Below are 24482 nucleotides of genomic sequence, written 5' to 3'. Positions count from 1 at the left end.
GGAAGATAGCAATTGTTAACCACAAACGGCTAAAATATGCGGTTATTCCCTGTATTCACTCTTAAAGTTAGTGCCGATTAGAACCCATGAAATCACATATCCAATCATTACTTGAACAAACTCTAGAATCCTTTAAACAACAAGGTATTGTGCCTGCTGACTTTGAAGCACGCATTCAGGTAGATCGAACCAAGGATAAGAGTCATGGCGACTTGGCAACCAACTTAGCCATGATGCTAACCAAGGTCGCAGGCAAGAATCCACGCGAATTAGCCCAACTGATCATAGATACCTTACCGGCTTCGGCTTTTGTGGCTAAGGTTGAAATTGCAGGACCAGGCTTTATCAACTTTTTCATCAACGACAGCGCCTTAGCAGATCAACTGCAAAATGCCGTCAACGATGAGCATTTAGGCATTAAGTTACCGACACCACAAACCGTTGTTGTCGATTACTCTTCACCCAACCTCGCCAAAGAAATGCATGTAGGCCATCTACGTTCAACCATCATTGGTGACAGTGTTGTGCGTGCGTTAGAATTTTTAGGCCACAAGGTTATTCGTCAAAACCATGTGGGCGACTGGGGCACACAATTTGGTATGTTGCTGGCCTATATGGAAGAGCTGCGCGCCAAAAATGGTGAAGAAGCTCAACTTGAACTGTCTGATTTAGAAAACTTTTATCGTGCCGCTAAACTGCGTTTCGACGAATCAGCAGAATTCGCAACCCGCGCTCGTCAGTTAGTGGTCGAACTGCAATCTGGCGACGAGTATTGCAACAAACTGTGGCGCGAATTTAACGACATTTCGTTAAGCCACTGCCATGAAGTCTACGCCCGTTTAGGTGTGAGCCTGACCCGCGCCGATGTACACGGCGAAAGTGCTTATAACGCCGATCTCGAGCAAGTGGTTAAAGATTTAGATGCCCAAGGTTTATTAACCGAAAGTAACGGCGCTAAAGTCGTATTCCAAGAAGCCTTCCGCAACAAAGAAGGTGAGCCATTGCCTGTTATCATCCAAAAGGCCGATGGCGGCTATTTGTATGCCACCTCAGATCTTGCGGCAATGCGCTACCGCTCGAACGTGTTAAAGGCCGATCGTGTCCTGTATTTTGTTGACCTACGTCAGGCACTGCATTTCCAACAAGTCTTTAGCCTAGCGAAACTGGCTAAGTTTGTCCGTGAAGATATGTCGTTAGAACACTTAGGTTTTGGTACTATGAACGGCGAAGATGGCCGTCCATTCAAAACCCGTAGCGGCGGTGTCGTTAAATTAGTTGACCTGTTAGAAGAAGCCAATGTGCGCGCGCTAGAACTCGTTCGTAGCAAAAATCCTGATATGGATGAGGCCACGCTAACTGAAATCGCCCGTGTCGTTGGGATCAGTGCCGTTAAATATGCTGACTTGTCGAAAAACCGCACCAGCGATTACATTTTCAGCTTTGAACAAATGCTCAGCTTCGAAGGCAATACCGCACCTTACCTGCTGTACGCTTACACCCGTGTTGCGGGCATATTCAAGCGAGTAACTGATCTGGATCTCAGCCAAGCGAAAATCGTGCTTGAGCATGAAAAAGAGAAAGATCTCGGTAATAAGTTGGCGCAGTTCGGTGAGATCCTCAATCGTGTTGTCGATAAAGGTCAGCCGCACGTACTGTGTGCTTATTTATATGAATTAGCGGGTGCTTTCTCTAGCTTCTACGAAGCTTGTCCAGTGCTTGCCGCCGATAATGACGCGCAAAAGAACAGCCGTTTATTACTCGCGCAACTGACGGCTCGTACATTACAAAAAGGCCTAAATCTACTCGGTATTGAAACCTTAGAGCGGATGTAAGCCATGAGTAATCGCGATTATGCCAATAGAAGGCCGCAGTCGGGCGCTAAACCGCGCCCAATCCGCGCGACTCGCCCAACTCGAGCAAAGCCTTCACAATCTAAATCGGCGCCGCGTAAGAAGCTGCCGCTGACCTTGATAGGCTTTGTCATACTCGCTGTGGGTTGTTTCGTCTATTTCCTGTCAAGCATTAAAGATAATGCTAAGCAAGAAGTGAAGCCGATACCCGCTCCAGCCAAGAAAACGGAAGTACAAGTTAAGCCTCAAGAGACAGCGGTGCTTACTCCTAAGGTCAAAGAACCTGAACGCCAAGCGGTCGTTATCCCAGTAGAGACAACTGAAACTGCTGAGCTTATTGTTCCGCCAAAGAAGGATCCTAATGCTCTGCCACCACAACCAAAGGAAGAATGGACCTATCTGAACGAGCTTGAAAATAAGCATGTTGAGGTCGATATTCCCGATATTGTTGCGAGCAGAACACCGATGCAATATCAGTTGCAGTGTGCTTCTTTCCGCCAAGAATCACAGGCGAACGAGATGAAAGCTGTCATCGCTTTCCAAGGTTTAGAGGCGCAAGTGAGACAAGTCGAAGGTACGACTGGCGTATGGTACAAGGTTGCTTTAGGCCCCTTCGAGCGTAAACGTGATGCAGAGCGTAAACGTCATACACTGCAAAAAGCGGGGATTAATGGTTGCCAGATTCTGGCGATTCCTAAATAAGGCTTTAGCCTACTCCTGATAGACTATTAAGAATAAATAGCGGCCAGCGTTTTATCGCTCGTCGCTATTTTTTTATCCGTATCACATGACTCACTTATTGATTCTGCCTACCCATAAAAACTCAGTTTTAAACAACAACTCATTTCAAATTTGCTGATCTACTAAATTTATAACCCATTATTTGTAAACAACAAAATCCTTTATTAAGAAAGATTAATATGCAGTTTAATTGACCTAGATCAAACTTAAGCGTATCTCTTAATTAACAGCAAGACCGCTGTATCTGTGTCAAATCCAACCTCAGGGTGAAGTATTATGAATGCATTAATCGAGATAGAAGCCACCGAATTCAGCCAATTGTTCAAGAGTGGCGACATGCTGGGAATTAGGATGTTTATGGAACATGTGCGCATGCCACTAGATGTTCAAGACAAGATTTATGACGAAATTTCTGCGCTTCAGCAATTAGAACAAAACCAAATTGCCAAGCTCATTGAAACCCACGCCCATTCCCAAATTCACGAACGCCTAGCTTATTAGCCTTCCATTCAATGAAAAATTTATCTATGCCCAACTGCAGCTTCTGGCGGTTCATTCAACAGAAGCTGTCTAACCCACTCACTCTTCATAACTCAGAATCCAATTACAGCCAAAAAATAAGGCCAAACACCTAAGTATTTGACCTTAATAATCTAGCTAGTTTCAGATTTTAACCACAGCCTTAGCTCGGTTTTTCTTCCGTTAAGCCTATGCTATTCATCCAATAATCGAAATCCACCATATTACCCGGTAACACCACTCGACTATTCTTCTGGCTTAAGCCATCGAGCTGTTTAAAGTATTGCTCACCGAGTTGCATCCGCAGGGCATTGTGACCACCCGGCGCGGCAATAACAGAGGCGAGACGTTCAATCGATTCTGCCGTTGCGCGGGAAATGGTTAAAATTTCCTCAGCCTTACCTTCGGCTTCGTTAATCCGGCGCTGCATCTCACCTTCAGAACGGTTTACCGTTTCAGCTTTAACCCCTTCAGAACGGTTAATTTTACTCTGTTTGTCGCCTTCACTCTTAGCCAATAATGCACGGCGCTCACGCTCGGCATTTACTTGCATTTCCATGGCATTTTTAACGGTTTCAGGTGGTGTAATATTTTTAATTTCATAACGATGCACGCGTATTCCCCACATGGCACCCGCTTGATCTAAGACTTGCACTACCTTGGCTGAAATCACATCACGCTCTTCAAACGTACGATCAAGATCAAGTGTCCCGATGACAGAGCGCGTCGTCGTTTGCGCCAACTGAATTGCTGCATAACGATAATCAGTAATACCATAGCTGGCCTTCACTGGGTCAGTCACAGAGATATAAATCACCCCATCCACTTCAACGTTTACTTCGTCGCTCGAGAAACATTCCTGCGGTGGTACGTCAATGGTTTCTTCTTTCAAATCATGAATAAAAGCCACTTTATCCACAAAGGGGATCAAGGTATGGAACCCTGCATCTAACGTACTGTGATACTTACCTAAACGCTCAACAATAAAAGCCGATTTAGTGGGTACTAGGCGGATCGATTGAAATAGTTTAATCACAAAAATGGCAAATATCAGGCCCCAAATCGCCATCACAATCAAATCTGTATCTACTGGAATATTCATTATCGCGCTCCTTTGCCAAGATTATTCTGGCCACTCATAGTCTGAGTGACTTGCTCCATGCCTTCGAAGAAACCTTCAAGTTTTGCCATTTCAGCGGGAACAACAGAGACTTGTGCATCATTGAGGATCTTGCCAACTTGAGCAATAAACTGTTCTTTTAATAGCATATTCATCGCATCTGTACCGCCATTGACGGCTAATGCTTGCGAGATCATTGCCATACCTTCGGATTTTGCTTTGGCTATGATAGCGATCTCCTGACCTGTACCTTTAGCTTCATTAATCCGTTTCTGTTTTTGACCTTCTGACAGGTTAATGGCCTCTTGGCGCTCACCTTCAGACATATTGATCATCGCGGCTTTTTCGGCATTCGCTAAGGTAATTTCGGCACGTTTACGACGCTCAGCTTCCATCTGCTTCTCAAGAGTGTGGATCACATGGCGTGAAGGCGTGATATTACGAATTTCATAGCGCAATACCTTGATTCCCCATGGCTCGGAAGCCTTATCTATTTCCCGCACGATTGATTCATTTAAGCTATCACGCTCAGAGAAAGTCTCACTCAAACTCAGCTTACCGATTTCAGATCGCATAGTGGTCTGGGCTAAATTCACCGCTGCTTTACGGTAGTTTTCAATACCATAACTCGCCAATTTGCCATCCATCACTTTTAGGTAGACCAAGCCGTCCACTTCAAGTTGAGTGTTATCTTTGGAGATACAACTCTGTGGCGGCACATCTAATACTTGCTCACGGGTATCGTGACGGTAGGAGACGCGATCGAAAAAAGGGATCAAAAAATGAAATCCAGGGCTTAATACTGCACGAAATTTGCCAAGACGCTCAATGACATGCACTTCACGCATCGGCACAATTAACATCAACTTATAAAGAATAAAAAAGATAAATAAAATGACTAAGGTAAATACAAACATAGATTCCATCCTTTAGTTTTTGGAAGCTTCTATTGAAATAGGCTCAACGACTAGAGCGATATTTTCACGACAAATAATTCTGACTTCGGTACCCGCCTCAATAATGCTGCCATCGCCAAGCGCTGGCCATTCACTACCTTGAAACTCCACCCGCCCAGGTGTTTGTCCAGGACCAATGGTCTGCTTTACGCGAACAATTTGATTGTATAGTTCGATTGCTTCATCCGTGTTATCCACATGGGAATCACCACCAACGAGCCTCTGAGTGACTTGTCTGAAAGCCAATAACAACACAATGGCAGAGATAAACCACAGGGTCATGCTCTGCACGACACCTTCGACCAGTCCTATGCCTAACGCACCTGCCACGACTAAACAAGCCGCACCCAGCAACACTATTATGCCACCTGGAACCACTATTTCGGCGAGCATTAACACTAAACCAATCACTGCCCACACTAAAATCGGATTTGAAAACTCCATATTTCCCCCTGAAATGAGAGTGTCCTTTACTGCACTATAACAGCAGAGTTTCGGATAATCGACATAATATGTCAAAATTTACCCTATCAAAATGCACACTCAATCACCTATGACTTAATCCTCATTCTCCCATATCCGCCCACGAAAGCCGTCAGGTTGTTTTAAAATTAAGCATAATCAATTCAAAAAGATAGCAAGCCCCCAATCCACAAGCGGCGAAATAACAATAAAAAACATTAAAAATCAATTATCTAAAAATAAAATCCCTCACTAATGATTATGTGATTTTGACAACAACATTCAATAAAAACTTTGAATAAATGTAAATTTTTGCATATATTGCCCCCACTTTTGAGCAAGTCCTTTGACGTACACTCGCGCTAGGTTTGAACTTACCCATCAAACCATGCCATAGGTCAGAGAGCGGATTGAGTAAGACACGAATTAACTTCGACCTATACAACAGGAAATAACAATGAAAAAAACATGCCTATGCCTAGCACTAATGCTTTCTCCTCAAGCATTTGCGGGTGACTTAGTACAGTGGTGGGATTTCAGTGCAACAGCCCTCTATGGCGAAGACTACGATTTAGCGCCATCGGATAAACAAGCCACTATCACCTTGGAAACAGCTGGCGGTTGGAAATACGGTGATTGGTTTGCCTTCCAAGATTTTATCTATTTCAAAGGTAACGACACGGGCATGCAAAGCACTACCTATGGTGAAATTTCGCCACGTTTTAGTGCCAGTAAAATTCTTGGCGAAAAAATAGCCTTTGGCCCAATAACAGACTTGTCTCTAGCGTTAACCTATGAAGAAGGTGAAGGTCCAGTCCACAGCTTACTTTACGGTTTAGGGGTTGACATAGCAGTACCATACTTCACTTATCTTAACTTTAATACCTATCGCCGCGATGGTATGAGCACTGGTAACAATAGTGACGGCTGGCAGTTCACTCCTGTATTTCGTATCGATATCCCTGTTGGATCTGCCAACATAGTACTCGATGGCTTTATCGACTGGGTATTTGCCACCGACGATAACGGCTACGAGGAAAACTTCCATTTCAACCCACAGCTAAAATACGATCTCGGAAAGAGCCTGTTCGGTGATCATCAAGCCAATAAATTATTGGTGGGTATCGAATACGATCTGTGGACCAACAAATACGGTGTGAAAGGCGTCGATCAAGACACTTACTCTGTGATTGCTCAATACCATTTCTAATCGGTATCGGCATAGTTTTAAAGCAACAAAAAAGGTGCCATTGGCACCTTTTCTATTCTGAGCACTCACTTTGCAGGGGAGTGTTGCTTAGCTTACTAAAAATTAAGCTAACAATTTTTTCGCTGCAGCAACCACGATAGAAACCGCACTCACTTCAGTTTTCTTCATTGTGGCTTCATTAGGAATTTCTTGTTGGGTGCGGTTTACAATCACACCAGCAACGCAGGCTGCACGCCAACCTTGAGTGGCACACATAGTGAACAAAGTGGAAGACTCCATCTCATAGTTCAGTACGCCCATATCTTGCCATTCTTTCATTGAACCCGCGAAACGACGCGTTACACGGCCTGTGACAGTGTCATAACGCTCTTGGCCTGGGTAGAAAGTATCAGAAGAAGCTGTTACGCCAATGTGTGGCTCAACACCAGCATCGCGACACGCTGCAACCATAGCAGTGGTACATTCAAAGTTTGCAACCGCTGGATATTCCATAGGTGCAAAATGTAAGCTCGCGCCATCTAAACGTACTGAAGCTTGAGTCACAATCACATCACCCACATTAACATGAGGTTGGATTGCGCCTGTAGTCCCTACACGCAGGAAGGTATTCACACCTAATTGCGCAAGTTCTTCTACTGCGATAGAAGTAGATGGACCACCGATACCGGTTGAACACACTACTACTGGCTTGCCATCGGCATACGCTAAATAGCTTGTATACTCGCGGTGGCTAGCAAGAAACGTAGCATTGTCCATTAGTTCGGCAATACGTTTTACACGCTCTGGATCACCAGGAACGATTGCTAAGGTTGCACCATCGAGCATCGCTTTGGTCAAACCTAAATGAAATACATCAGCCATTGTGAAAACCCCTTTCATTTTTGATAATTAAATTCTTATAAAATCGACTTTAACCTAGTATCGAAGCGGTGAAGGTTAACTTGATCACAGAATTATCGGCAAGAAGTAATTGTTTAGTCGTAATGAAATTACCAACTACACCAGCATCTGCTCACAAGATAGCAAATTTGCCCATATTTCGAATGTCAGTCTGATTTATACCAAACAAAGTGTGAACTAGATCCTGAACTCATGCCAGAGTCTGTGGCAACAAATACCTAAGGCACTGATTTAAAATAGATTAAAACAAATCATCCATTAGTATTAATCTAAGTGACCGCTAAAAGTGATCTAAGTCACGTTTAACGACTTGGTATAAGGTTAGGGTTAAGACGTAACCTGAAGTGTAGTAAATGACGACAAGGAGAATGCCGATGTTTCCAGAGTACAGAGAATTAATTTCCACCCTGAAAACCCAAGATGCTCATTTTCAACGTAAGTTTAATGAGCATAATCAGTTAGACGAGGAAATCAAACAACTGGAAAAACGTGTCGCCAGTGATTTCAACCCCACTGTGAAAGAACTCAAAAGCAGAAAGTTACACTTAAAAGAGGAAATTTATCAGATCCTCAAATCCCACGAGTAATCCCGCTATTACTCTAAAGACAAATAAGGGCGCCTAAGCGCCCTTATTAATGTCACCACAATCGCTTACAGATAGTAATCCTTCAGCGGTGGGAAACCGTTAAAGCATACTGCTGAATACGTCGTCGTATAAGCCCCTGCGGTTAACCAATACATACGGTCGCCAATGGCTAAGTCATTTGGTAAGCCATAGCTATAGTGCTCATACATGATATCTGCACTGTCACAGGTTGGGCCGGCAATCACGCATTTATCCAGCTCGCCTTGACGCTCAGTATAAATCGGGAACTTAATCGCCTCGTCCATCGTTTCAATCAAGCCAGAGAATTTACCCACATCGGTAAACACCCAACGCTCTAACGCTGTGTAAGATTTTTTGCTGATCAGTACCACTTCAGACACTAAAATCCCCGCGTTAGAGATCAACGAACGACCTGGTTCCAAAATAATTTGTGGTAAATCATCACCAAAATCTTCCTTCAGGAAGTGAGTGATTTGCTCGGCATACACACCCAATTGATTGGTTTTATCAATATAGTTAGCAGGGAAACCGCCGCCCATATTGATCATCTTCAGGGTGATATTGTGCTCATCACGCAGACGGTCAAAAATACTTTTCACTTTACCAATAGCGGAATCCCAAGCACCTATGTCACGTTGCTGAGAACCCACATGGAAAGAAATACCGAAAGGTTCTAAGCCTAATTCCTGTGCCAATACTAATAGCTCATAAGCCATTTCGTTTTGGCAGCCGAATTTACGGGATAACGGCCAATCAGCGGTATCTGTACCTTCGGTCAGAATGCGCACATAAATACGTGAACCCGGCGCTTCTTCAGCGATCATTCGCAAATCGGCTTCTGAGTCAGATGCATACATACGCACGCCACGCTCATAAAATGCACGTACATCTTGACGCTTTTTAATCGTATTACCATAGCTGACTCGATCGGTTGTCACACCGACATTCATGACCATATCTAGCTCATAAATCGAGGCAATATCAAAGTTTGATCCTTTATCTTTTAGTAAAGATAAGATCTCGGCCGCAGGGTTTGCCTTAACTGCATAATAAACGTTGGCGTAAGGAAAACTATTAACCATGTCATCGTATTGTTTCGCTATGATACTGGTATCGATCACGACGAACGGGGTTGCTTTGTCTTTGGCAAACGCTTCAATACGCTTGAATGTGTCCATATCATAATAGTCAGCAACATCAATAGATTGAAATTGGCTCATTGGGCCAGAGTCTCCTTTGGGTCAGATAGATAACAGTAAGTGTGATGTATTAAAAACGTGCGCAGTAAACGATATTTTTTCGCTTTACGCAACGAATTTTTATGCTGAATTAATAACTTTTTATTCCCCAACTCTTTAAGGAACTGAACCATCAAAAAAAGGCGCTATAAAACAAATAATTATGCACACAAACCCTAAGGTAAATTTGTGTTCATTATCAGAATAAAAAGTGAATTTTTTACGACGTTATCGGAAGGGAGATGGATAGACTGGCTGGAGCCAAAATATCCATCTAAAAACAGTTATCTTGAAGTAACAATCACACAGCGAAAAGAAGACTAATGGATGCCTTAAAATACGTCCGTTAAATCGAGTTGTTACTGCGGCTGATTGAGTTTTGCGAGGGCTTGGTTCAAGGCTTCACTGGAATCAAAATAGGCAATGTCCAAAATGTTACGCTGCTTAAGCAATATCATAGTGGCCATATCTTTGTTATCAGGTAATAAACGACTGATCTCACCATCCCTATCTAACCCAATCGCAAAAGGTAAATCTTGCATCTGTGGCACAGCCACAAATTTAGCGATCAAAGAAGGCATACCACTGATATCGGCAACATAAACTAAACCCGTTGGCATTTGAGTCGCGCTCAAGGGGGTAAGTGCATCCTTAATCACATCACCGCCTTTCATGCTGCGACTAAAGAGCAGCACTTGAGTCTCATCAGTCACATTAATGGTTTTATCATTTTGGTCGAGAAGTGAAATGGGATTAATCGCATCTCCGGCAACATAACTCGCAGCATACGCCCAGATTGGGGTTAACAGACAAGACAAACATAACAACAGCGTTTTCATAAACACTCGACTCCATTATTGGATAGGCGAACAGCATACCTGACTCCCCCTATCGACTCATTAAACCAACCACGATTACATGATACGCTTCACACATGAAGGGCGAAAAGTATTTGGTGGAATTTCTACGCTATAATCGCACAGTTAATTTTATTACAAGGATATCATAATGATAACACCTGGACTCGATCAAGAATTGCAGCAACTACAAGGCGTTTATCAACTCATCACCGAATTTTTAGTCACCTACAGCTTTCAACTCGTAGGTGCTTTGCTGATCTTTTTGTTAGGTTTATGGGTAGCCAGTAAAGTATCACGCTTAGTCGCTAAGCAATTCGACAAACACAATATCGATATCACCCTAAGCAATTTTGTCAGCAATCTTATCCGCATTTTGATCATAGTCATGGTCGGGATTATCGCCCTCGGCAAGATCGGCATCAGTATTACCCCTATGGTTGCGGCAATTGGTGCCGCCTCCCTCGGTGCAGGTTTAGCCTTACAAGGCATGCTAGCGAACTATGCCGCAGGCGTGACTATTATCGTCACCCGCCCTTTTGTGGTAGGCAATACTATCGAAATTAAAGGGGAAAGCGGCGTTGTTAAACGTATCCACTTAGGCATGACCATACTGACCAATGAGGAAGGTGAGCAAATCAGCATTCCTAATAAGCATATCGTCGGCGAAATCCTGCACAACTCCTTCAGCAATAAGCTAGTCGAAACCCAGTTCAATCTCAGTTACAACACAGATCCCGAACGAGCCATTAGTGTGATTACTGAGTTATTAAGCAATAATCCCTATGTTTATCAAGAGACCACACCTAATATTGGCATCAATGGTTTTAATGCTAATGGAATTGAAATGGGGGTTCGTTACTGGGTGCCCACACAAAGCTATTTTCAGCATAAATATAAGGTGAACCTCGCTCTTTATAACGCCCTTAAGCAGGCAGGAATCGAGATTGCCTGCCCCATTAGAGAGATCCATCTACAAGATAAATAACGCTAATGCCCATGGGATTGGTAGGCTTAGTCGATCAGCCTAGCCCAAATTGTAAACTTGCATTCTTGTAAAAATTTACGTTTACTATACTCCCAAATATCGATAGTGATGGACTACTATGTTGTTGATACTCATAATTATTGCTTTTATTGTACTGTTTATTTTTTTCGCTAAATATCAAAAAAAACAAGTGCAAGCTAAAGCACTTGCCACAGGTGATCCTACTGCGCTACTCAATCATGGCTTAACACTGATTAACCAAGGCGAAGTCAACTCTGGCCTAGATTATATTCAGCAGGCAGTCGATAAAGGCTTAGCCGTTGCCGCCATTGCTATGGCCGAACTTTATTCCGGTCGATTCCCACAAGTTCCCGCCGATCCCAAGGCATCTAACGATTGGTATAAAAAAGCCGCCGAAATAGAGCCTCAATATTTACCCATGCTCACACTACCTAATTTGCTCTCTTCTGAGTCGCAAACACTCGATGAGTTAATCGCACAGGCAGAACAGCTCAAACCTAATGCCGAAGCGGGGCAAGCCGAGTTTCAATATGAGCTTGCTTACTTGTATCTAAGCCAGCCCTTTCTCGATCCCGATGCTAGCCAAGCAATTTACTGGTTCGAAAAAGCCGCCGCACAAGAAAACCAAAGAGCCTATTACCATTTAGCCACACTCTACTGGCATGATGAGCGCGTCACTTCGGACTATATCAAAGCACGTGAATACTTTGAGAAATCCGCAGCCGCTGATTATGAATTAGCAAAAGATGATCTAGGGCATATGCTTGCTGCAGGCCAAGGTGGACCTAAAGATTTAGCGCGTGCAGAGGCATTACTTAGCGAGCGCGCCGCAGACGATGATTTCCGCCAGTATTATCTTGGTAAACGTTTCCTCTACGGTGAAGATTTTGCTGTCGACTATGACAAGGCGCGCCATTGGTTAAGCCAATCTGTCGCTAGAGGTAATGACTTCGCTAAGATTGAATTTGCTCATCTTTTACTGAAAGCGCCACAAAATGAAAGTGATTACCAACAGGCTAAAATTGACTTTGAAGAATTCGTACTTAACTGGAATGAAGACGCACTGCTAGGCTTAGGCAAGATTTATGAGCAAGGTTTAGGCGTGAGTCGCCAACCAATTAAAGCGTTAATGTATTACCAGCTCGCGGCCATGAGCAATAGAGCAGATCACCTAAAAGAATTAGCCAGATTCAGTCAGCAACTAGGTACCTTAGAGATAAGAGAGGCTGAGCGTCTACGTGACAGTTTCTTGCATCAGCATCCAATCCCCGCTGAGCAACAACAATATTTTTATTTCTATAAGGCTGAATCATTTTTAAGTGGTGAAAAAACCACTCAAGAGGCTCTACAAGCGGCAGAAGCTTGGTACGTCAAATCGGCAGAGCTAGGTCATGAAATTGCTATGCGGGAGCTGGTCAATATTTACGGCGCAGAACAATTAAATAAACCTATACAAATGTTTATTTGGTCTAGTTTATTGCTACGTCATTTTGGTAAATACGGGATGAATAGCGCTCAACGACTCCATCAAAACACCGCAAAATCATGTTTAACCGAATCCGAACTTGCCTACGCCGAAACTCAAATTGAGGCTATTGAAACCCAATTAACGCCCTATCTTGAGTCGGATAGGTAAGTTTCCTAGCAGCGAATGAGCCCCAGAAAAGGTTTGGTCAGATTTAACAGGCCAAACCGTTTGGTTACAAAATAGAGTGAATTTATAATTACTTAAAAAGCACAGTGGATGTATAAGCACTACAATCAATTATTGACCAAACCTGCGCAGCTAAACGACTCAAAAATAAAACCTAGTCGAATTAACTGTCCAGCCCGATAATTAAAACTGAGCATTTTAATAGGCAAGATGAATGAGGCTGATACTGATCATTGTCATTTCATGCTTATTTCTGCCCCAAGCAAGGGCAGAAACCTCTGCCGTTGTCTGGCAAGCACACTGCCGCGATAGGCATCCTGTTATTTATGTCGAAAATGGTGAGTGCAAAGGCCCAGGTGCAGCTGTCATCAATGAAGTCATCGCCCGCCTAGGTCACAAGATAAATTGGAGTAATGTGCCTTGGGCACGCACAATTAAAGTGGCAGAAATGGGACAAGTCGACCTAATTCCTGTCCATTCGATGACGCCAGAGCGCAACGATTTTCTAGACCCTATGCTACTGGGATACGACAAGCGCTACGTCTATTACTTTGCCCTTGCGAATAGACAACTTGAAGTCAAACATTTCGATGAACTAAAACCTCATATCATTGGCGCACTTAGAGGCGCTTTTTACTGTCCGCAGTTCAATGACAATCAAAACCAACTAAAAGTGTCTTTTGTTAATGATAATGGTCAGTTAATCAATATGTTGAAGGCTGAGCGTATCGATTTAGCCATCACCTCCGAACAGCATGAGATGCAATTTTTTGCCAAAGATCCCCAACTCAAACAGATGGCGTACGTAGATATCAGCAAAAATGGCCGCTATTTCAGTATTCCGCTCATGTCGCCGCAGCATCAATATGCCAAGCAAGTTCACCAGATAGTCGACGACATGCGCACCTCTGGTGAAATTACTCAACTATTTAAATCCTACGGCGTCGAGCCTCCACTTAATCTCACTGAATCGCCCTTAGCGACTCACTAATCTGAATGCTGATAACCCAAAACTAACTTGGAATTAATTCGGTCGAGCGGCTAAATGCCGTAACAAGGTCGCCAATGTTGGCGCAACTGCCTGATGGGAGGGATAACACAAACCAATACGACGGAACATTCTCGGACCATCAAATTTCACTTGCTTGAGCCTAGGCTCATCTTCAATCAAACCATCGGGTAAAAAACTCACGCCAAATCCGGCTAACACTAGCGACATCACTAGAGATTTTGACTCAGCCTTAGCGACCAAATTAAGCGACATATTGCTGCACGCCAATAAACCTATTGTTTGCTGATGGGCTTCACAGGGTGGGCACTCAATAAAGTCAAAGCCATTGAGCTGCTCGGGACGTAGGCTATCTACTTGGGCGAGGGTATGATCCTTGGGGACGCAGAGCACATAATCCTCCTCCCACAGCGGAAAAAATACTTCATCTTCATGGCGTAAACTGTCGATAGTTAAACGACAATCTGCGGGGCTTTGATAGTCCACCAGTTCAAGATCTAACTTATCAATGGCTTGATTCACCTGTTGTAAAAATCCCGCCAAACGCCGCTGACTGAGATCTGGCATCACAGCCAAACGTAGCTTTTGCCGGCTCGCCTTCGCCATAAATAAGCCTGGTAACTTACTCGCCTCCTCGACTAATTTAACCGCCAAAGGGTATAGATAGTGCGCGCTGTCCAAAGGTTTAACGCCTTTTTTGCTGCGCTCAAATAACTGACCACCAAGCTCTTCTTCGAGTTGCTTTAACCCAGCAGACAGTGAAGGCTGGCTCACAAAGCAACGGTTAGCCGCCGAGGTAATATTGTTCTCTTCAAAAATTGCAATAAAGAAACGCAGCAAACGCAAATCGACCATTTAATCTTCTCCGACAACCGACGAGTTCAGCACAAATTTCAACAATAGTGCCATAGGCTGAGCCTATCATATCCAGCTGGAATAAGTATTTTTCGACTGAAAATCCCCAGCCTATACTGGTTAACAAGTTCAAGACGCCGAACAACAGTTTGTTTACGGCTTACATTGGCTCCAATTAATAGGAAATACTAATGAATCAAGTTACTAAATCACTGGTTGTCATCACGGGCGCCTCATCGGGTATTGGCGCCGCTATGGCTAAAAGCTTTAGCGCTGCAGGCCATCCGCTGCTATTACTGGCACGCCGAGTTGAAGCAATGCAAGCGCTTGAATTACCAAACAGCCTTTCTATCAGCGTCGATGTCACCGACGGCGCAGCTATTAAAACAGCCATAACCCAAGCAGAAGCGCAATTTGGCCCGGTCGGCTGTCTTATCAATAACGCGGGAATCATGCTACTGGGCCAAATCGATGTGCAAGATCCCAAGGAATGGAGCCGCATGCTCAATATCAATGTGATGGGCGTGCTTAATGGTATTCATGCGGTATTAGCCGACATGAAAGCTCGCAAAACTGGCACTATCATTAATGTCAGCTCAGTGGCAGGGCGTAAAACTTTTCCAAACCACGCCGCTTACTGCGCCACTAAATTTGCCGTGCACGCCTTAACAGAAAACATTCGTGAAGAAGTCGCCATGGATGACGTACGCCTTATCACTATCGCCCCTGGCGCGGTAGAAACCGAGTTGTTGAGCCATACCACCAGCGATGACATTAAAGCGGGTTACCATGACTGGAAAGAAGAAATGGGCGGCGTTATCTCCCCTGAAAACGTCGCCGCTGCTGCACTGTTTGCATGGCAACAACCGCAAAATGTGTGCGTACGCGAAATCGTTCTAGCACCAACGCGCCAGCAACCTTAATCCGTTCTGAGTCTACTTTTATCTAAGTTATCTTGCTTCGAAAGACAACCAAACCTATCCCCAAAATCAATAATGCCAGAGTCAACTCTGGCATTATTTACTTCCCAATAAAGCCTGCCAAACAGCTGCTAAGTTTCAACATCACTACTTTAGTGAGTGCATATTTTACAAAGTGTTAGCTTAATCACAGTCCATTTTTTGTGCTTTAGGCGCAAAACTCGAAACTCAAAGTTATCAGCGCCAATTTAGCACGTTGACTAGTTCATTGTTTTTAAACAATAAAAAAATAATCACACCCTTCTACAACATTATCAATTAGATTTTTATCAATGAACTTTTTATCAATTAGATTTTTTTAATGAAAGTGATATACCTCAAATTTACACACCGTAGGATTTGATAAATTAATTTACAAAGTGGAATCAATAAAAACACTTAACCAACAAATAAATGTAAATGTTCACAAAAGTAAGGAATGAGATGATGAAAACGTCAACTAAGATAGCAATTGTCATGGCAGTGATCGGCAGCTTAAGTATTAATGCGTATGCCGCAGAGGGAGGTAATCCAAAGAAAGGTAAACATTTGTACAAAAAAGAATGCAAAGCCTGCCATAGCCAAGGCGGTGAAGGTGGTGAACTCACGCCAATGGCCAAAACGATGAGCCAGTGGGATCGCTTCTTTGATAAAGATAAGCACAAATTCAAACCAGAGGTATTCAATGGCCTCTCGGAGCAAGACCTCAAGGATATACAGCAATTTTTGTATGACCACGCCGCCGACTCGGACCAACCCCAAACCTGCGGTTGATCTCTGCCAACGTTATGGCCTAAGACAATGGTAGAGAGCCCCCCTGCAACTGCTCACTAACACATTGAATTAAAAATTAAAAACCCAATTCGAGAAAAATGGGGAACACACCTCAGGGACTCCTATTGGGTAAATTTGGCGAAATGCACTTAGCGCAATCATGCCAACAGAACAACTCTGGGAGAAACCTTATGCGTACTCTTATCTCAATCCTCGTTGCCAATGCCTTGTTTATGTCAGGCCAATCTTTTGCTACACCTAATGATGTGCAACAGGAAAATCAAAAAATTACCGAGTTAAAACAGAAGCTTGCCGATATTACCGAGCAATTGGATGATCTCAATAATCGCGTCGACAAAACCGAGCGGCACACATCGTTAGACCGCCTTGAAATTACAGGTGATTTCCGCACTAAAGCTCATTCACTACATTACCGCGATGTTGTCTGGAATCCTGCCATCAAAGTCAATTTCAACGACTTTGGTGCCAAAGCCATGTCCGGCGCTTTCGGTATGCCCAACGATCTCAACTCCCCACTAGGGAAAATGATGCAAGCTAATCCAGACCTTGCTGCAGCCTTCCAAAATGGCATGTTACAGGGCGTGATGCCCTATGTGCTCGCGCCCAAAAGTGTACAGGACATAGATAACGATATTTTTTACACTACTCGCCTGCGGTTAAATCTGAAAGCTAAGGTATGGGATAACGTCAGTTTTGCTGGTCGCCTCAGTATGTATAAAAACTGGGGTGACTCTACCGGAGTTCAAGTATTTGATTCTTGGCGGTCTTTCACTATGGATGGTACCAGTAGCGGCAATACCAGTGGTGACTGGCTGCGGGTTGAACGCGCCTATTTCGATTGGAAAAATATTAATGGATCAGAGTTTTATCTCTCCATAGGTCGTCGCCCTTCCACCTATGGTCCACCCAGTCACTACCGCGAGAATGAAATGCGTGGCGGCACACCTTCAGGACATTTAGTCAACTTCAACTTCGATGGCGCCACCTTAGGCTACAACCTAGGCGAAATCACAGGTATCGAAGGCCAAGTCGTCCGTTTCTGTTACGGCCAAGGCTTTGAATCACAATGGGGAAATGGCGAGATGTTTGGTGATATTGTCACCAAGGATACTCACCTTGGTGGCTTTAATATCGATGCGATCAACGATGGCACCAACTTCCTCCAGTTCACCCTGTTTGGCGCCAAAGATGTTAATGACGGCTTTAAAGGCACCATGGCCTTCCCTACCCAGCTTGCGGGCATTTTCGCCCCCACCATGTATCAAGATATGCAAAAGTTCGACAACTTTAACTTTGTTACCCGAGTACAACCCAGCGGGGTTATCGGCGACATGTATCTAGGAGGAATTGGTTTTGCGCGCGAAGAAGCAAACGATATCAAATGGTTTGCATCATTCGGCTGGACTCGCGCCGAGCCTAACGGTAACGCAGGCATGTTTGGCGGCATGTTATCCGATGCCATATTTGAAGCCGAGCTAAACAGCACTGGTACTGAGATTATTATGGTGCCTAAAACCAGTGACGATACCGAAGCCAAAGACGGTTATGGTATTTATGTCGGCGTACAAATTCCTGCTCCCTACGGCAAATTGGGTCTGGAATATAACTATGGCTCCGAATATTGGACGCCTTTTACCCAGGCACAGGATGACCCTATTGGTAGTAAGTTAGCTACCCGAGGACATGTAGCAGAAGCCTATTACATCTTTGATATTAACCCCAAAATGTTTATCAAACTTGCTGGCCTCTATTACGACTACGAGTACACAGGCAGCGGTACACCTGTGGGTGCTCCACAAAAAATCGACGATGTGCTAGCTGGCTCTGCTTATTCCATGTTGCCAGTGGTTGATACCGCGTTTGATGTCAACGCCTCACTCACCATCAACTTCTAATCCGTCATTGATAACAACTATCAGCCCTCAGTTACATCGAGGGCGGGAGTACAAAATGAATAAGCTCATCCTCATTGCCTTAGCGAGCATGACATTAAATGCCTACGCCGCTAATCCCCATAAAGAGGCACTTAAAGGCCCGTTTACCACAGGCTCACAGGTGACCACACAATGTTTAGTCTGCCATGAAAATCAAGCGACTGACGTGATGAAAACCTCCCATTGGACTTGGGAGTTAGAACAAAAACTTCCCGATAGGACAGTCGTAAGAGGTAAGAAAAACAGCATTAATAACTTCTGCGTTGCCATTTCCAGCAATGAACCCCGCTGTACCAGTTGTCATGCGGGTTATGGTTGGAAAGACAGTAACTTTGACTTTAAAGATAAAACCAAAGTCGACTGCCTAGTTTGTCACGACACTACAGGAACTTATGTTAAAGATCCCGCTGGGGCAGGTGAACCTATGGCAAAACTCGATCTGACTAAAATAGCTCAAAATGTTGGCGAACCTGTACGGGATAACTGCGGTAGTTGCCACTTCTATGGTGGCGGTGGTGACGCGGTAAAACATGGGGACTTAGACTCATCCATGTCTTATCCAGACAAAGCGACGGATGTGCATATGGATAGCGACGGTAATGACTTTCAATGTCAGAACTGCCACACCACTGAGAAACACATGATCTCAGGTAATGCTATGGGGGTTTCACCCGGTGGTGTCGACCATATTGGCTGTGAAAACTGCCACGAATCAGCGCCACACGCGAACAAAAAACTCAATACTCATACAGCGGCAGTTGCCTGTCAAACCTGTCATATTCCGTATTTTGCTAAAAACGAACCGACAAAAATGCGCTGGGACTGGTCAACGGCTGGAGATGATAAAAAAGAAACACTCGACCAATACGGTAAGCATACCTACCAAAAGAAAAAAGGAGATTTTGTTTGGGAAAAAATGGTCAAACCCCAATACGCTTGGTACAACGGCACAGCCAATGCTTATATGGCAGGTGATAAAATGGATCCGAGTACAGTCACTAAATTGACCTATCCCATTGGCGATATAAATGATGCCAAAGCAAAAATCTATCCTTTCAAAGTGCACACGGGTAAACAGATTTACGATAAAAAACTCAATATTTTTATCACACCGAAAACCTATGGCAAAGGGGGATTCTGGAGCGAGTTTGATTGGAACTTAGCGGCAAAACTAGGAATGGAAGCGAACACGACTATGCTTGAGAAAGGTATCAAATACAGTGGTGAATATGACTTTGCAGCCACTGAAATGTGGTGGCGGATAAACCATATGGTGTCACCCAAGGAGCAAGCATTAAATTGTAACGACTGCCATAACAAAGGCACAAGACTCGATTGGCAAGCCCTAGGTTATCAAGGTGACCCGATGAAAAATAAACAAGGGCCAAAACACAAACAGCCTTGATTGAATCGTTCACTGATTTGAGCATCACAGATATCTTACTTTTAGTAAGGCATCGAAGTGAACACAACTGATGAACCAAATCGAGTTCCCGGTAATACCCTTTGAGATCTTAGTTTTTACTAAGATCTATTTTTTTATTATCTTGTTACTCTCACCCAAAAAGACAATTAGACTCAGCCATTCTTCGGCCTTGCCCCAGTTTGTCTCATTGAGTGACTCAATACGGTAGTTTGACTCTGTTTACCCCCCAAATCATCTGATTTTTATGGCATTTATTTTGCGTAGTCATAGCGTGTTCAATTACGGCAATCAGTATGACCTCGGGCAAAATTTCCCAAACAGTATCCAATCCTTCATTCAACCGTGTACTCGGTGAAACCAGCGGCGCTTTTGCTGACTTAGGCACTTTTTTACCTTTAGTCTTGGGCTTAATTGCCCTAAACCAATTTTCGCCCCAAGGGATATTTTTAGGTTTTGGCCTATTCGCAATATTAAGCGCCTTATTTTATCGCCGCCCTATTCCCGTCCAACCCATGAAGGTCATCGCGGCCCTCGTTATAGCCCAAGGCTTAACCCCAGGCATGTTGCAGGCGAGCGCCATGTTGATGGGCGTAATCCTGCTAATATTGGCCTTTAGCGGCGCCATTACTTGGTTAGCCAAACAGTTATCCCAAGCTGTGAGTGTTGGCATTCAACTCGCCATAGGTCTGCAACTGATGTGGATGGGCACTAAGATGATGAGTGAATTTTGGCTGGTTGGCGTGGGGGCATTTGTACTGTTATTTATCAGTAAATTTTTGCCGCTGCGCTACCTTGCCATGCCCTTAGTCATAGCAGCGGGGATGATTTGGCAAGCAAGTACACAAACTAGTTTAGCCACTAACTTTGATATTCAAGCAATGACAGCGCCATTTCAATTAGCGTGGCCGACATCAGTTGAATGGACCTCTGCCGCCCTTTTGTTGGTTTTGCCACAACTGGCTCTCACCTTAACCAATGCAGTGATTGCTACATCAGTAATGGCGCAGGAGAAATTCCCTGAAGATGCCGCCAAACTCACACCCAAAAACTTCGCCATTAGCTCAGGTCTTGCCAACTTATTGCTCGCGCCCTTTGGTGCCTCGGCCATGTGCCACGGTGCGGGCGGACTTGCGGTGCAATACCATTTTGGTGCTCGCACTTATCTGGCGCCGTTAATTTTTGGCAGTACGTGCTTAATGATAGCCCTGTGCTGGGGTACTAATATCGCTTGGCTATTAAGCCTTATTCCTATGGCAATCCTCGGCAGTTTACTGACCACTGCGGGGCTGCAATTAGCATGGTCGAAACGCTTAATCGATGGTAAGCCCTTCTGTATCTTTGTGATTTTATCAACCGCTGTGACTTGCCTCGCTATAAACGCCGCTGCGGGACTTGCCGTGGGGATAATTCTGGAGCAGGGTCGCCGCACTTGGGCCATGTTGGCCATGCGTTAATCACTTTCGACTCGCAGTAATAAGGGTTCCCAAAAACAAAAAGCGCGTTAAACAACGCGCTTTTTGTTAACCATTAAAACCTCTTCCAACAAAGCTACAGCAGGCTAAAATGTTCTTGCAGGATTGGTCGGTGTGTCCTTTTGCGCCAGCGCCCACTTAGCAATAGCATCTTTACGCATAAAGCCTACATTGGTGTGATCTTTAGCGTACTGAATAAACTTATCTAAAGCGGTCACAAGTCCAGGAGCGCCACCAATACGGTCGTGCACACTGATCGACATCATCCGTCGCTGCGTCGAACCTTCTTGATAGAGCATATCGAACTCATCCTTTAGTTCCTGTAAAAAGGCCGCGGCCGTCATAGCTGTGTTGCCACCAAAACGTCCGATATCATTGTTACGTAAAGTGTAAGGCACAACAGCAAAAGGCTTATTTCCTACAGGGATAATTGAAGGTTCGTCCCGCGATAGATCATCGATATGATAAATAAAACCTAAGTCCTGCAAAATATTGAGGGTTTGAGTGCTGTGGCGCATCCAAAAGGCATTAAAACCTAAGGGGCGCTGACCTGTGATCCTTTGCAGCGTCTCAATACTCGCCACATAGGAGGCGCGTTCCTCTGCTGGCGACATGCTGTATTGTGGCGTCCACGTTTGTCCGTGACCCGAAATCTCATGCCCCTCATCTGCAACTTGTTTGGCAAGTTGAGGATGTAGCTCGGCGGCGCGCCCAACCATGTGAGAAGTCACCTTGATATTGTGCTTACGCCACAAGCGCAGCAGCCTTGGAATGCCTTCGTTCATACCGTAATCGTACCAAGTCGGGGTGATAGTATCTGGGTAGCCCTTTTCCATCGGCGGAAACGGCCCTTCGGCATTTTTATCTTGAGCACCTGCTTCAAACTGCATTGAGATTGAAATCACTAACTGCTCACCACTTGGCCAAAATATTTTGTTCATACCATTGCCACCTGAACTTTTGGAATCATTTTCTAAGGTATCTAATGATGGTAAACCAATAGCAAGCGCCGTTTGGCTTAGGCCGAACCCAGCAGCGATGGCGCCACCTGCCATTAAAAATCGTCGACGTTGATTCATGATTGAGTCCCTGCAGCTAATTGAGAAAATAGCGTTTGATAATCTTCGAGGTGCCAGTTATCTGTGATGAAACCATCCCGTACTCGATACATGTCAACAGCACGAAAATCGATTTTCTGCCCTTGGCCTTTTTGCTCACCAAAGACACCAGTGAAGCGGCCATTAAAACGCAGACGCACCACTGCACGATCGCCAACGACTAGCAAATGCTCAACTGAAACAGAGAGATCGGGGACCGCTGCCCTAAATGCCTTTGAGGCTTCGAGTGGACCCGTGATTCCCTGTGCGCGGCCAGCGGGCAGAGTACGGTCGATAAAACCAGTCGCCAATGCGCCGTGGGCAAAACTTGCATCGCCCGTGTGCCAAAAACTGGCATATAACAAAGCGGCGCGGGCGATAGCTTGTGCCTGCGGTGATTGATCAGAAATCGTTTCCATTGCCGCTACTTTTGGCACTAACGCCGCTCGCACTTTAGCACTATCCTGTGTTGTAGCCCCTTGAGCGGCTAACGCATCCATGCTCAGACTTGCTAAGCTAAAACCCACAATAGCGATACCTATAAAGCCTGAAAACCATAGACTTAAGCTGAGCCAAGCGGGTAAGCGTTGAACATACAAAGTGTTAACCCGATCCATTATGCCACCTCATCGTCAGCGGATCGGATGACGGCTCTCAATGCTTCGTTGTGTGTAGGATAATCGGTATAACCCGCCGCACTACCGCCAAACAAGGGCCCTTTGTCGAATGCAGATAAAGGCAATTGATGCATTAAACGGTAAGGCAAATCAGGATTCGCAATAAAAGGTCGACCGAAGGCAACTAAGTCCGCATAACCGTTATCAATCACTTCATTGGCACGCGCCACATCATAGCGACCCGCAACAATAATGCTGCCCTTAAAGACTCTGCGCAGCTCGACTCTAAAGGATTCTGGCACCTGCGGCGCATCATCCCAATCCGCCTCAGAAAGATGTAAATATGCCACGCCTAATGCCGATAAATGCTTAGCCGCTAACAGAATAGTGTCTACAATTTCAGGACACGCCATATCTTTAAACGTCACGTAAGGGGCGAGGCGAACCCCGACTTTATTGGCACCAATTTTCGCACTCACGGCTTGGACAATTTCGAGTAAAAAACGAATGCGATTTTCCTGAGAACCGCCGTAGGCATCAGTTCTGTGGTTTGAATTGGTGCGTAAAAACTGGTCAATCAGATAACCATTGCCGCCGTGAATTTCGATGCCATCAAAACCCGCCGCAACCGCATTCACTCCCGCCTGTGCAAAATCGGCCACAACGCGGTCGATATCCGCTTGCACCATAGCCTTAGGTTCTGGGCAATCCACCATTTGCCCTTCAGGATGCGCTTCATCCACAATCCATACTTTTGTGCCAACGGGCGCAATGGCCGATGGCGCAATCGGGGCATTACCCTGCTGAAAAATCGGGTGCGATACCCGGCCAACATGCCAAATTTGATTGAAGATTTTACCACCAGCCTGATGCACTGCCGCTGTGACTTTTTCCCAGCCCTCAATTTGCTCAGCGGTATACACGCCCGGCGTAAATGAATAACCTTGGCTGTCATCGGAGATTTGTGTCGCTTCTGTTATGATTAACCCCGCCGAGGCGCGCTGGGCATAATATTGCGCCATCAGATCATTAGGAATATTGCCTGGCTGCGTAGTACGCGCCCGAGTCATAGGGGCCATCACAATGCGATTGTTTAATGCCAGTGACGCTAATTTGTAAGACATGAATAGACTCATACACACTCCGAACCAGAAATTAAGATGAAACATCAGTGGTGCAATTGTGCATTAGTTA

The 24482-nt window shown here is 44.7% G+C and carries 23 protein-coding genes; 13 read left to right on the top strand and 10 right to left on the bottom strand.

The features are described from left to right. Positions 1-86 precede the first annotated feature (86 nt). The 3 genes from argS to GWI56_RS12430 all read left to right on the top strand — a co-directional run bounded on the left by argS (position 87) and on the right by GWI56_RS12430 (position 3092). Entirely contained in the window at positions 87-1832 is a 1746-nt protein-coding gene (gene argS / locus GWI56_RS12440; RefSeq protein WP_105251263.1) for an arginine--tRNA ligase, read from the top strand. A gap of 3 nt (positions 1833-1835) precedes the next feature. Then, positions 1836-2552, top strand: coding sequence for an SPOR domain-containing protein (locus GWI56_RS12435; RefSeq protein ID WP_168825699.1), 717 nt, complete (start codon positions 1836-1838; stop codon positions 2550-2552). A 315-nt stretch (positions 2553-2867) separates the two neighbouring features. After that, positions 2868-3092, top strand: a complete 225-nt coding sequence (locus GWI56_RS12430) for a hypothetical protein (RefSeq protein WP_006083282.1) — start codon at positions 2868-2870, stop codon at positions 3090-3092. A 181-nt stretch (positions 3093-3273) separates the two neighbouring features. Here GWI56_RS12430 and GWI56_RS12425 read toward each other — a convergent pair whose 3' ends face one another. The 3 genes from GWI56_RS12425 to GWI56_RS12415 are packed head-to-tail and all read right to left on the bottom strand — an operon-like array spanning position 3274 to position 5630. Further along, entirely contained in the window at positions 3274-4212 is a 939-nt protein-coding gene (locus tag GWI56_RS12425; protein WP_181800857.1) for a stomatin-like protein, read from the bottom strand. Next, entirely contained in the window at positions 4212-5147 is a 936-nt protein-coding gene (locus GWI56_RS12420) for a slipin family protein (protein WP_105251260.1), read from the bottom strand. Before GWI56_RS12420 ends, GWI56_RS12425 begins: the two co-directional genes overlap by 1 nt. 12 nt (positions 5148-5159) lie before the next feature. Then, positions 5160-5630, bottom strand: coding sequence for an NfeD family protein (locus GWI56_RS12415; protein WP_113940097.1), 471 nt, complete (start codon positions 5628-5630; stop codon positions 5160-5162). 475 nt (positions 5631-6105) lie between these two features. On the opposite strand from GWI56_RS12415, the gene GWI56_RS12410 reads away from it, so the two are divergent. Further along, the gene (locus GWI56_RS12410) at positions 6106-6858 is read left to right on the top strand and encodes an outer membrane protein OmpK (protein WP_198573049.1); all 753 of its coding nucleotides are present in this window, start codon (positions 6106-6108) and stop codon (positions 6856-6858) included. 102 nt (positions 6859-6960) lie between these two features. Here GWI56_RS12410 and udp read toward each other — a convergent pair whose 3' ends face one another. Continuing rightward, positions 6961-7719, bottom strand: a complete 759-nt coding sequence (gene udp / locus GWI56_RS12405) for a uridine phosphorylase (RefSeq protein WP_105251257.1) — start codon at positions 7717-7719, stop codon at positions 6961-6963. A gap of 413 nt (positions 7720-8132) precedes the next feature. On the opposite strand from udp, the gene GWI56_RS12400 reads away from it, so the two are divergent. Then, entirely contained in the window at positions 8133-8345 is a 213-nt protein-coding gene (locus tag GWI56_RS12400; protein ID WP_006083288.1) for a YdcH family protein, read from the top strand. Positions 8346-8410: 65 nt separating this feature from the next. On the opposite strand, the gene GWI56_RS12395 is transcribed toward GWI56_RS12400, so the two are convergent. Further along, a complete protein-coding gene (locus GWI56_RS12395; protein ID WP_105251256.1) occupies positions 8411-9586 on the bottom strand; it encodes a type III PLP-dependent enzyme in 1176 nt (391 codons plus the stop codon). Positions 9587-9963: 377 nt separating this feature from the next. Beyond that, entirely contained in the window at positions 9964-10443 is a 480-nt protein-coding gene (locus GWI56_RS12390; protein ID WP_105251255.1) for a hypothetical protein, read from the bottom strand. Between the two features lie 169 nt (positions 10444-10612). Here GWI56_RS12390 and GWI56_RS12385 point away from each other — a divergent pair, with 169 nt between their 5' ends. From GWI56_RS12385 to GWI56_RS12375, 3 genes are all read left to right on the top strand, one after another. Continuing rightward, positions 10613-11449, top strand: a complete 837-nt coding sequence (locus tag GWI56_RS12385; protein ID WP_131523458.1) for a mechanosensitive ion channel family protein — start codon at positions 10613-10615, stop codon at positions 11447-11449. Positions 11450-11567: 118 nt separating this feature from the next. Then, a complete protein-coding gene (locus GWI56_RS12380) occupies positions 11568-13106 on the top strand; it encodes a tetratricopeptide repeat protein (RefSeq protein ID WP_198573048.1) in 1539 nt (512 codons plus the stop codon). A gap of 232 nt (positions 13107-13338) precedes the next feature. Further along, entirely contained in the window at positions 13339-14115 is a 777-nt protein-coding gene (locus GWI56_RS12375; protein WP_173247210.1) for a transporter substrate-binding domain-containing protein, read from the top strand. Positions 14116-14148: 33 nt separating this feature from the next. Here GWI56_RS12375 and GWI56_RS12370 read toward each other — a convergent pair whose 3' ends face one another. After that, positions 14149-14988: a LysR family transcriptional regulator gene (locus GWI56_RS12370; protein ID WP_131523460.1), complete on the bottom strand. Its 840-nt coding sequence runs from the start codon at positions 14986-14988 to the stop codon at positions 14149-14151. A 191-nt stretch (positions 14989-15179) separates the two neighbouring features. Here GWI56_RS12370 and GWI56_RS12365 point away from each other — a divergent pair, with 191 nt between their 5' ends. The 5 genes from GWI56_RS12365 (at position 15180) to GWI56_RS12345 (ending at position 21556) form a co-directional block, all read left to right on the top strand. Further along, positions 15180-15911, top strand: coding sequence for an SDR family oxidoreductase (locus GWI56_RS12365; RefSeq protein ID WP_173247217.1), 732 nt, complete (start codon positions 15180-15182; stop codon positions 15909-15911). A 480-nt stretch (positions 15912-16391) separates the two neighbouring features. After that, positions 16392-16721 (top strand): cytochrome c, encoded by a 330-nt coding sequence (locus GWI56_RS12360; protein ID WP_173247219.1) that lies wholly within the window; start codon positions 16392-16394, stop codon positions 16719-16721. A 191-nt stretch (positions 16722-16912) separates the two neighbouring features. After that, positions 16913-18637, top strand: coding sequence for a DUF3373 domain-containing protein (locus tag GWI56_RS12355; protein ID WP_198573047.1), 1725 nt, complete (start codon positions 16913-16915; stop codon positions 18635-18637). Between the two features lie 55 nt (positions 18638-18692). After that, on the top strand, positions 18693-20081 hold the full coding sequence (locus GWI56_RS12350) for a tetrathionate reductase family octaheme c-type cytochrome (RefSeq protein ID WP_173247225.1): 1389 nt from the start codon (positions 18693-18695) through the stop codon (positions 20079-20081). A gap of 314 nt (positions 20082-20395) precedes the next feature. Further along, positions 20396-21556 carry a putative sulfate/molybdate transporter gene (locus tag GWI56_RS12345; protein WP_198573046.1) on the top strand — a complete coding sequence of 387 codons (1161 nt, stop codon included), beginning with the start codon at positions 20396-20398 and terminating at the stop codon, positions 21554-21556. A 104-nt stretch (positions 21557-21660) separates the two neighbouring features. On the opposite strand, the gene GWI56_RS12340 is transcribed toward GWI56_RS12345, so the two are convergent. From GWI56_RS12340 to GWI56_RS12330, 3 genes are read right to left on the bottom strand one after another with little or no spacing between them, the layout of a single operon-like run. Then, positions 21661-22653, bottom strand: a complete 993-nt coding sequence (locus tag GWI56_RS12340; protein WP_198573045.1) for a polysaccharide deacetylase family protein — start codon at positions 22651-22653, stop codon at positions 21661-21663. Then, the gene (locus tag GWI56_RS12335) at positions 22650-23288 is read right to left on the bottom strand and encodes an ester cyclase (protein WP_198573044.1); all 639 of its coding nucleotides are present in this window, start codon (positions 23286-23288) and stop codon (positions 22650-22652) included. The genes GWI56_RS12340 and GWI56_RS12335 overlap by 4 nt, the downstream gene beginning before the upstream one ends. Continuing rightward, positions 23288-24424 carry an alkene reductase gene (locus tag GWI56_RS12330; protein WP_198573043.1) on the bottom strand — a complete coding sequence of 379 codons (1137 nt, stop codon included), beginning with the start codon at positions 24422-24424 and terminating at the stop codon, positions 23288-23290. Before GWI56_RS12330 ends, GWI56_RS12335 begins: the two co-directional genes overlap by 1 nt. Between the last annotated feature and the right edge of the window lie 58 nt (positions 24425-24482).

Source organism: Shewanella sp. DW31 (assembly GCF_015767295.1).
Classification (GTDB): domain Bacteria; phylum Pseudomonadota; class Gammaproteobacteria; order Enterobacterales; family Shewanellaceae; genus Shewanella; species Shewanella oncorhynchi.
The sequence above is the reverse complement of the archived record's forward strand: the minus strand, read 5'-3'. Positions and strand labels throughout refer to the sequence as shown.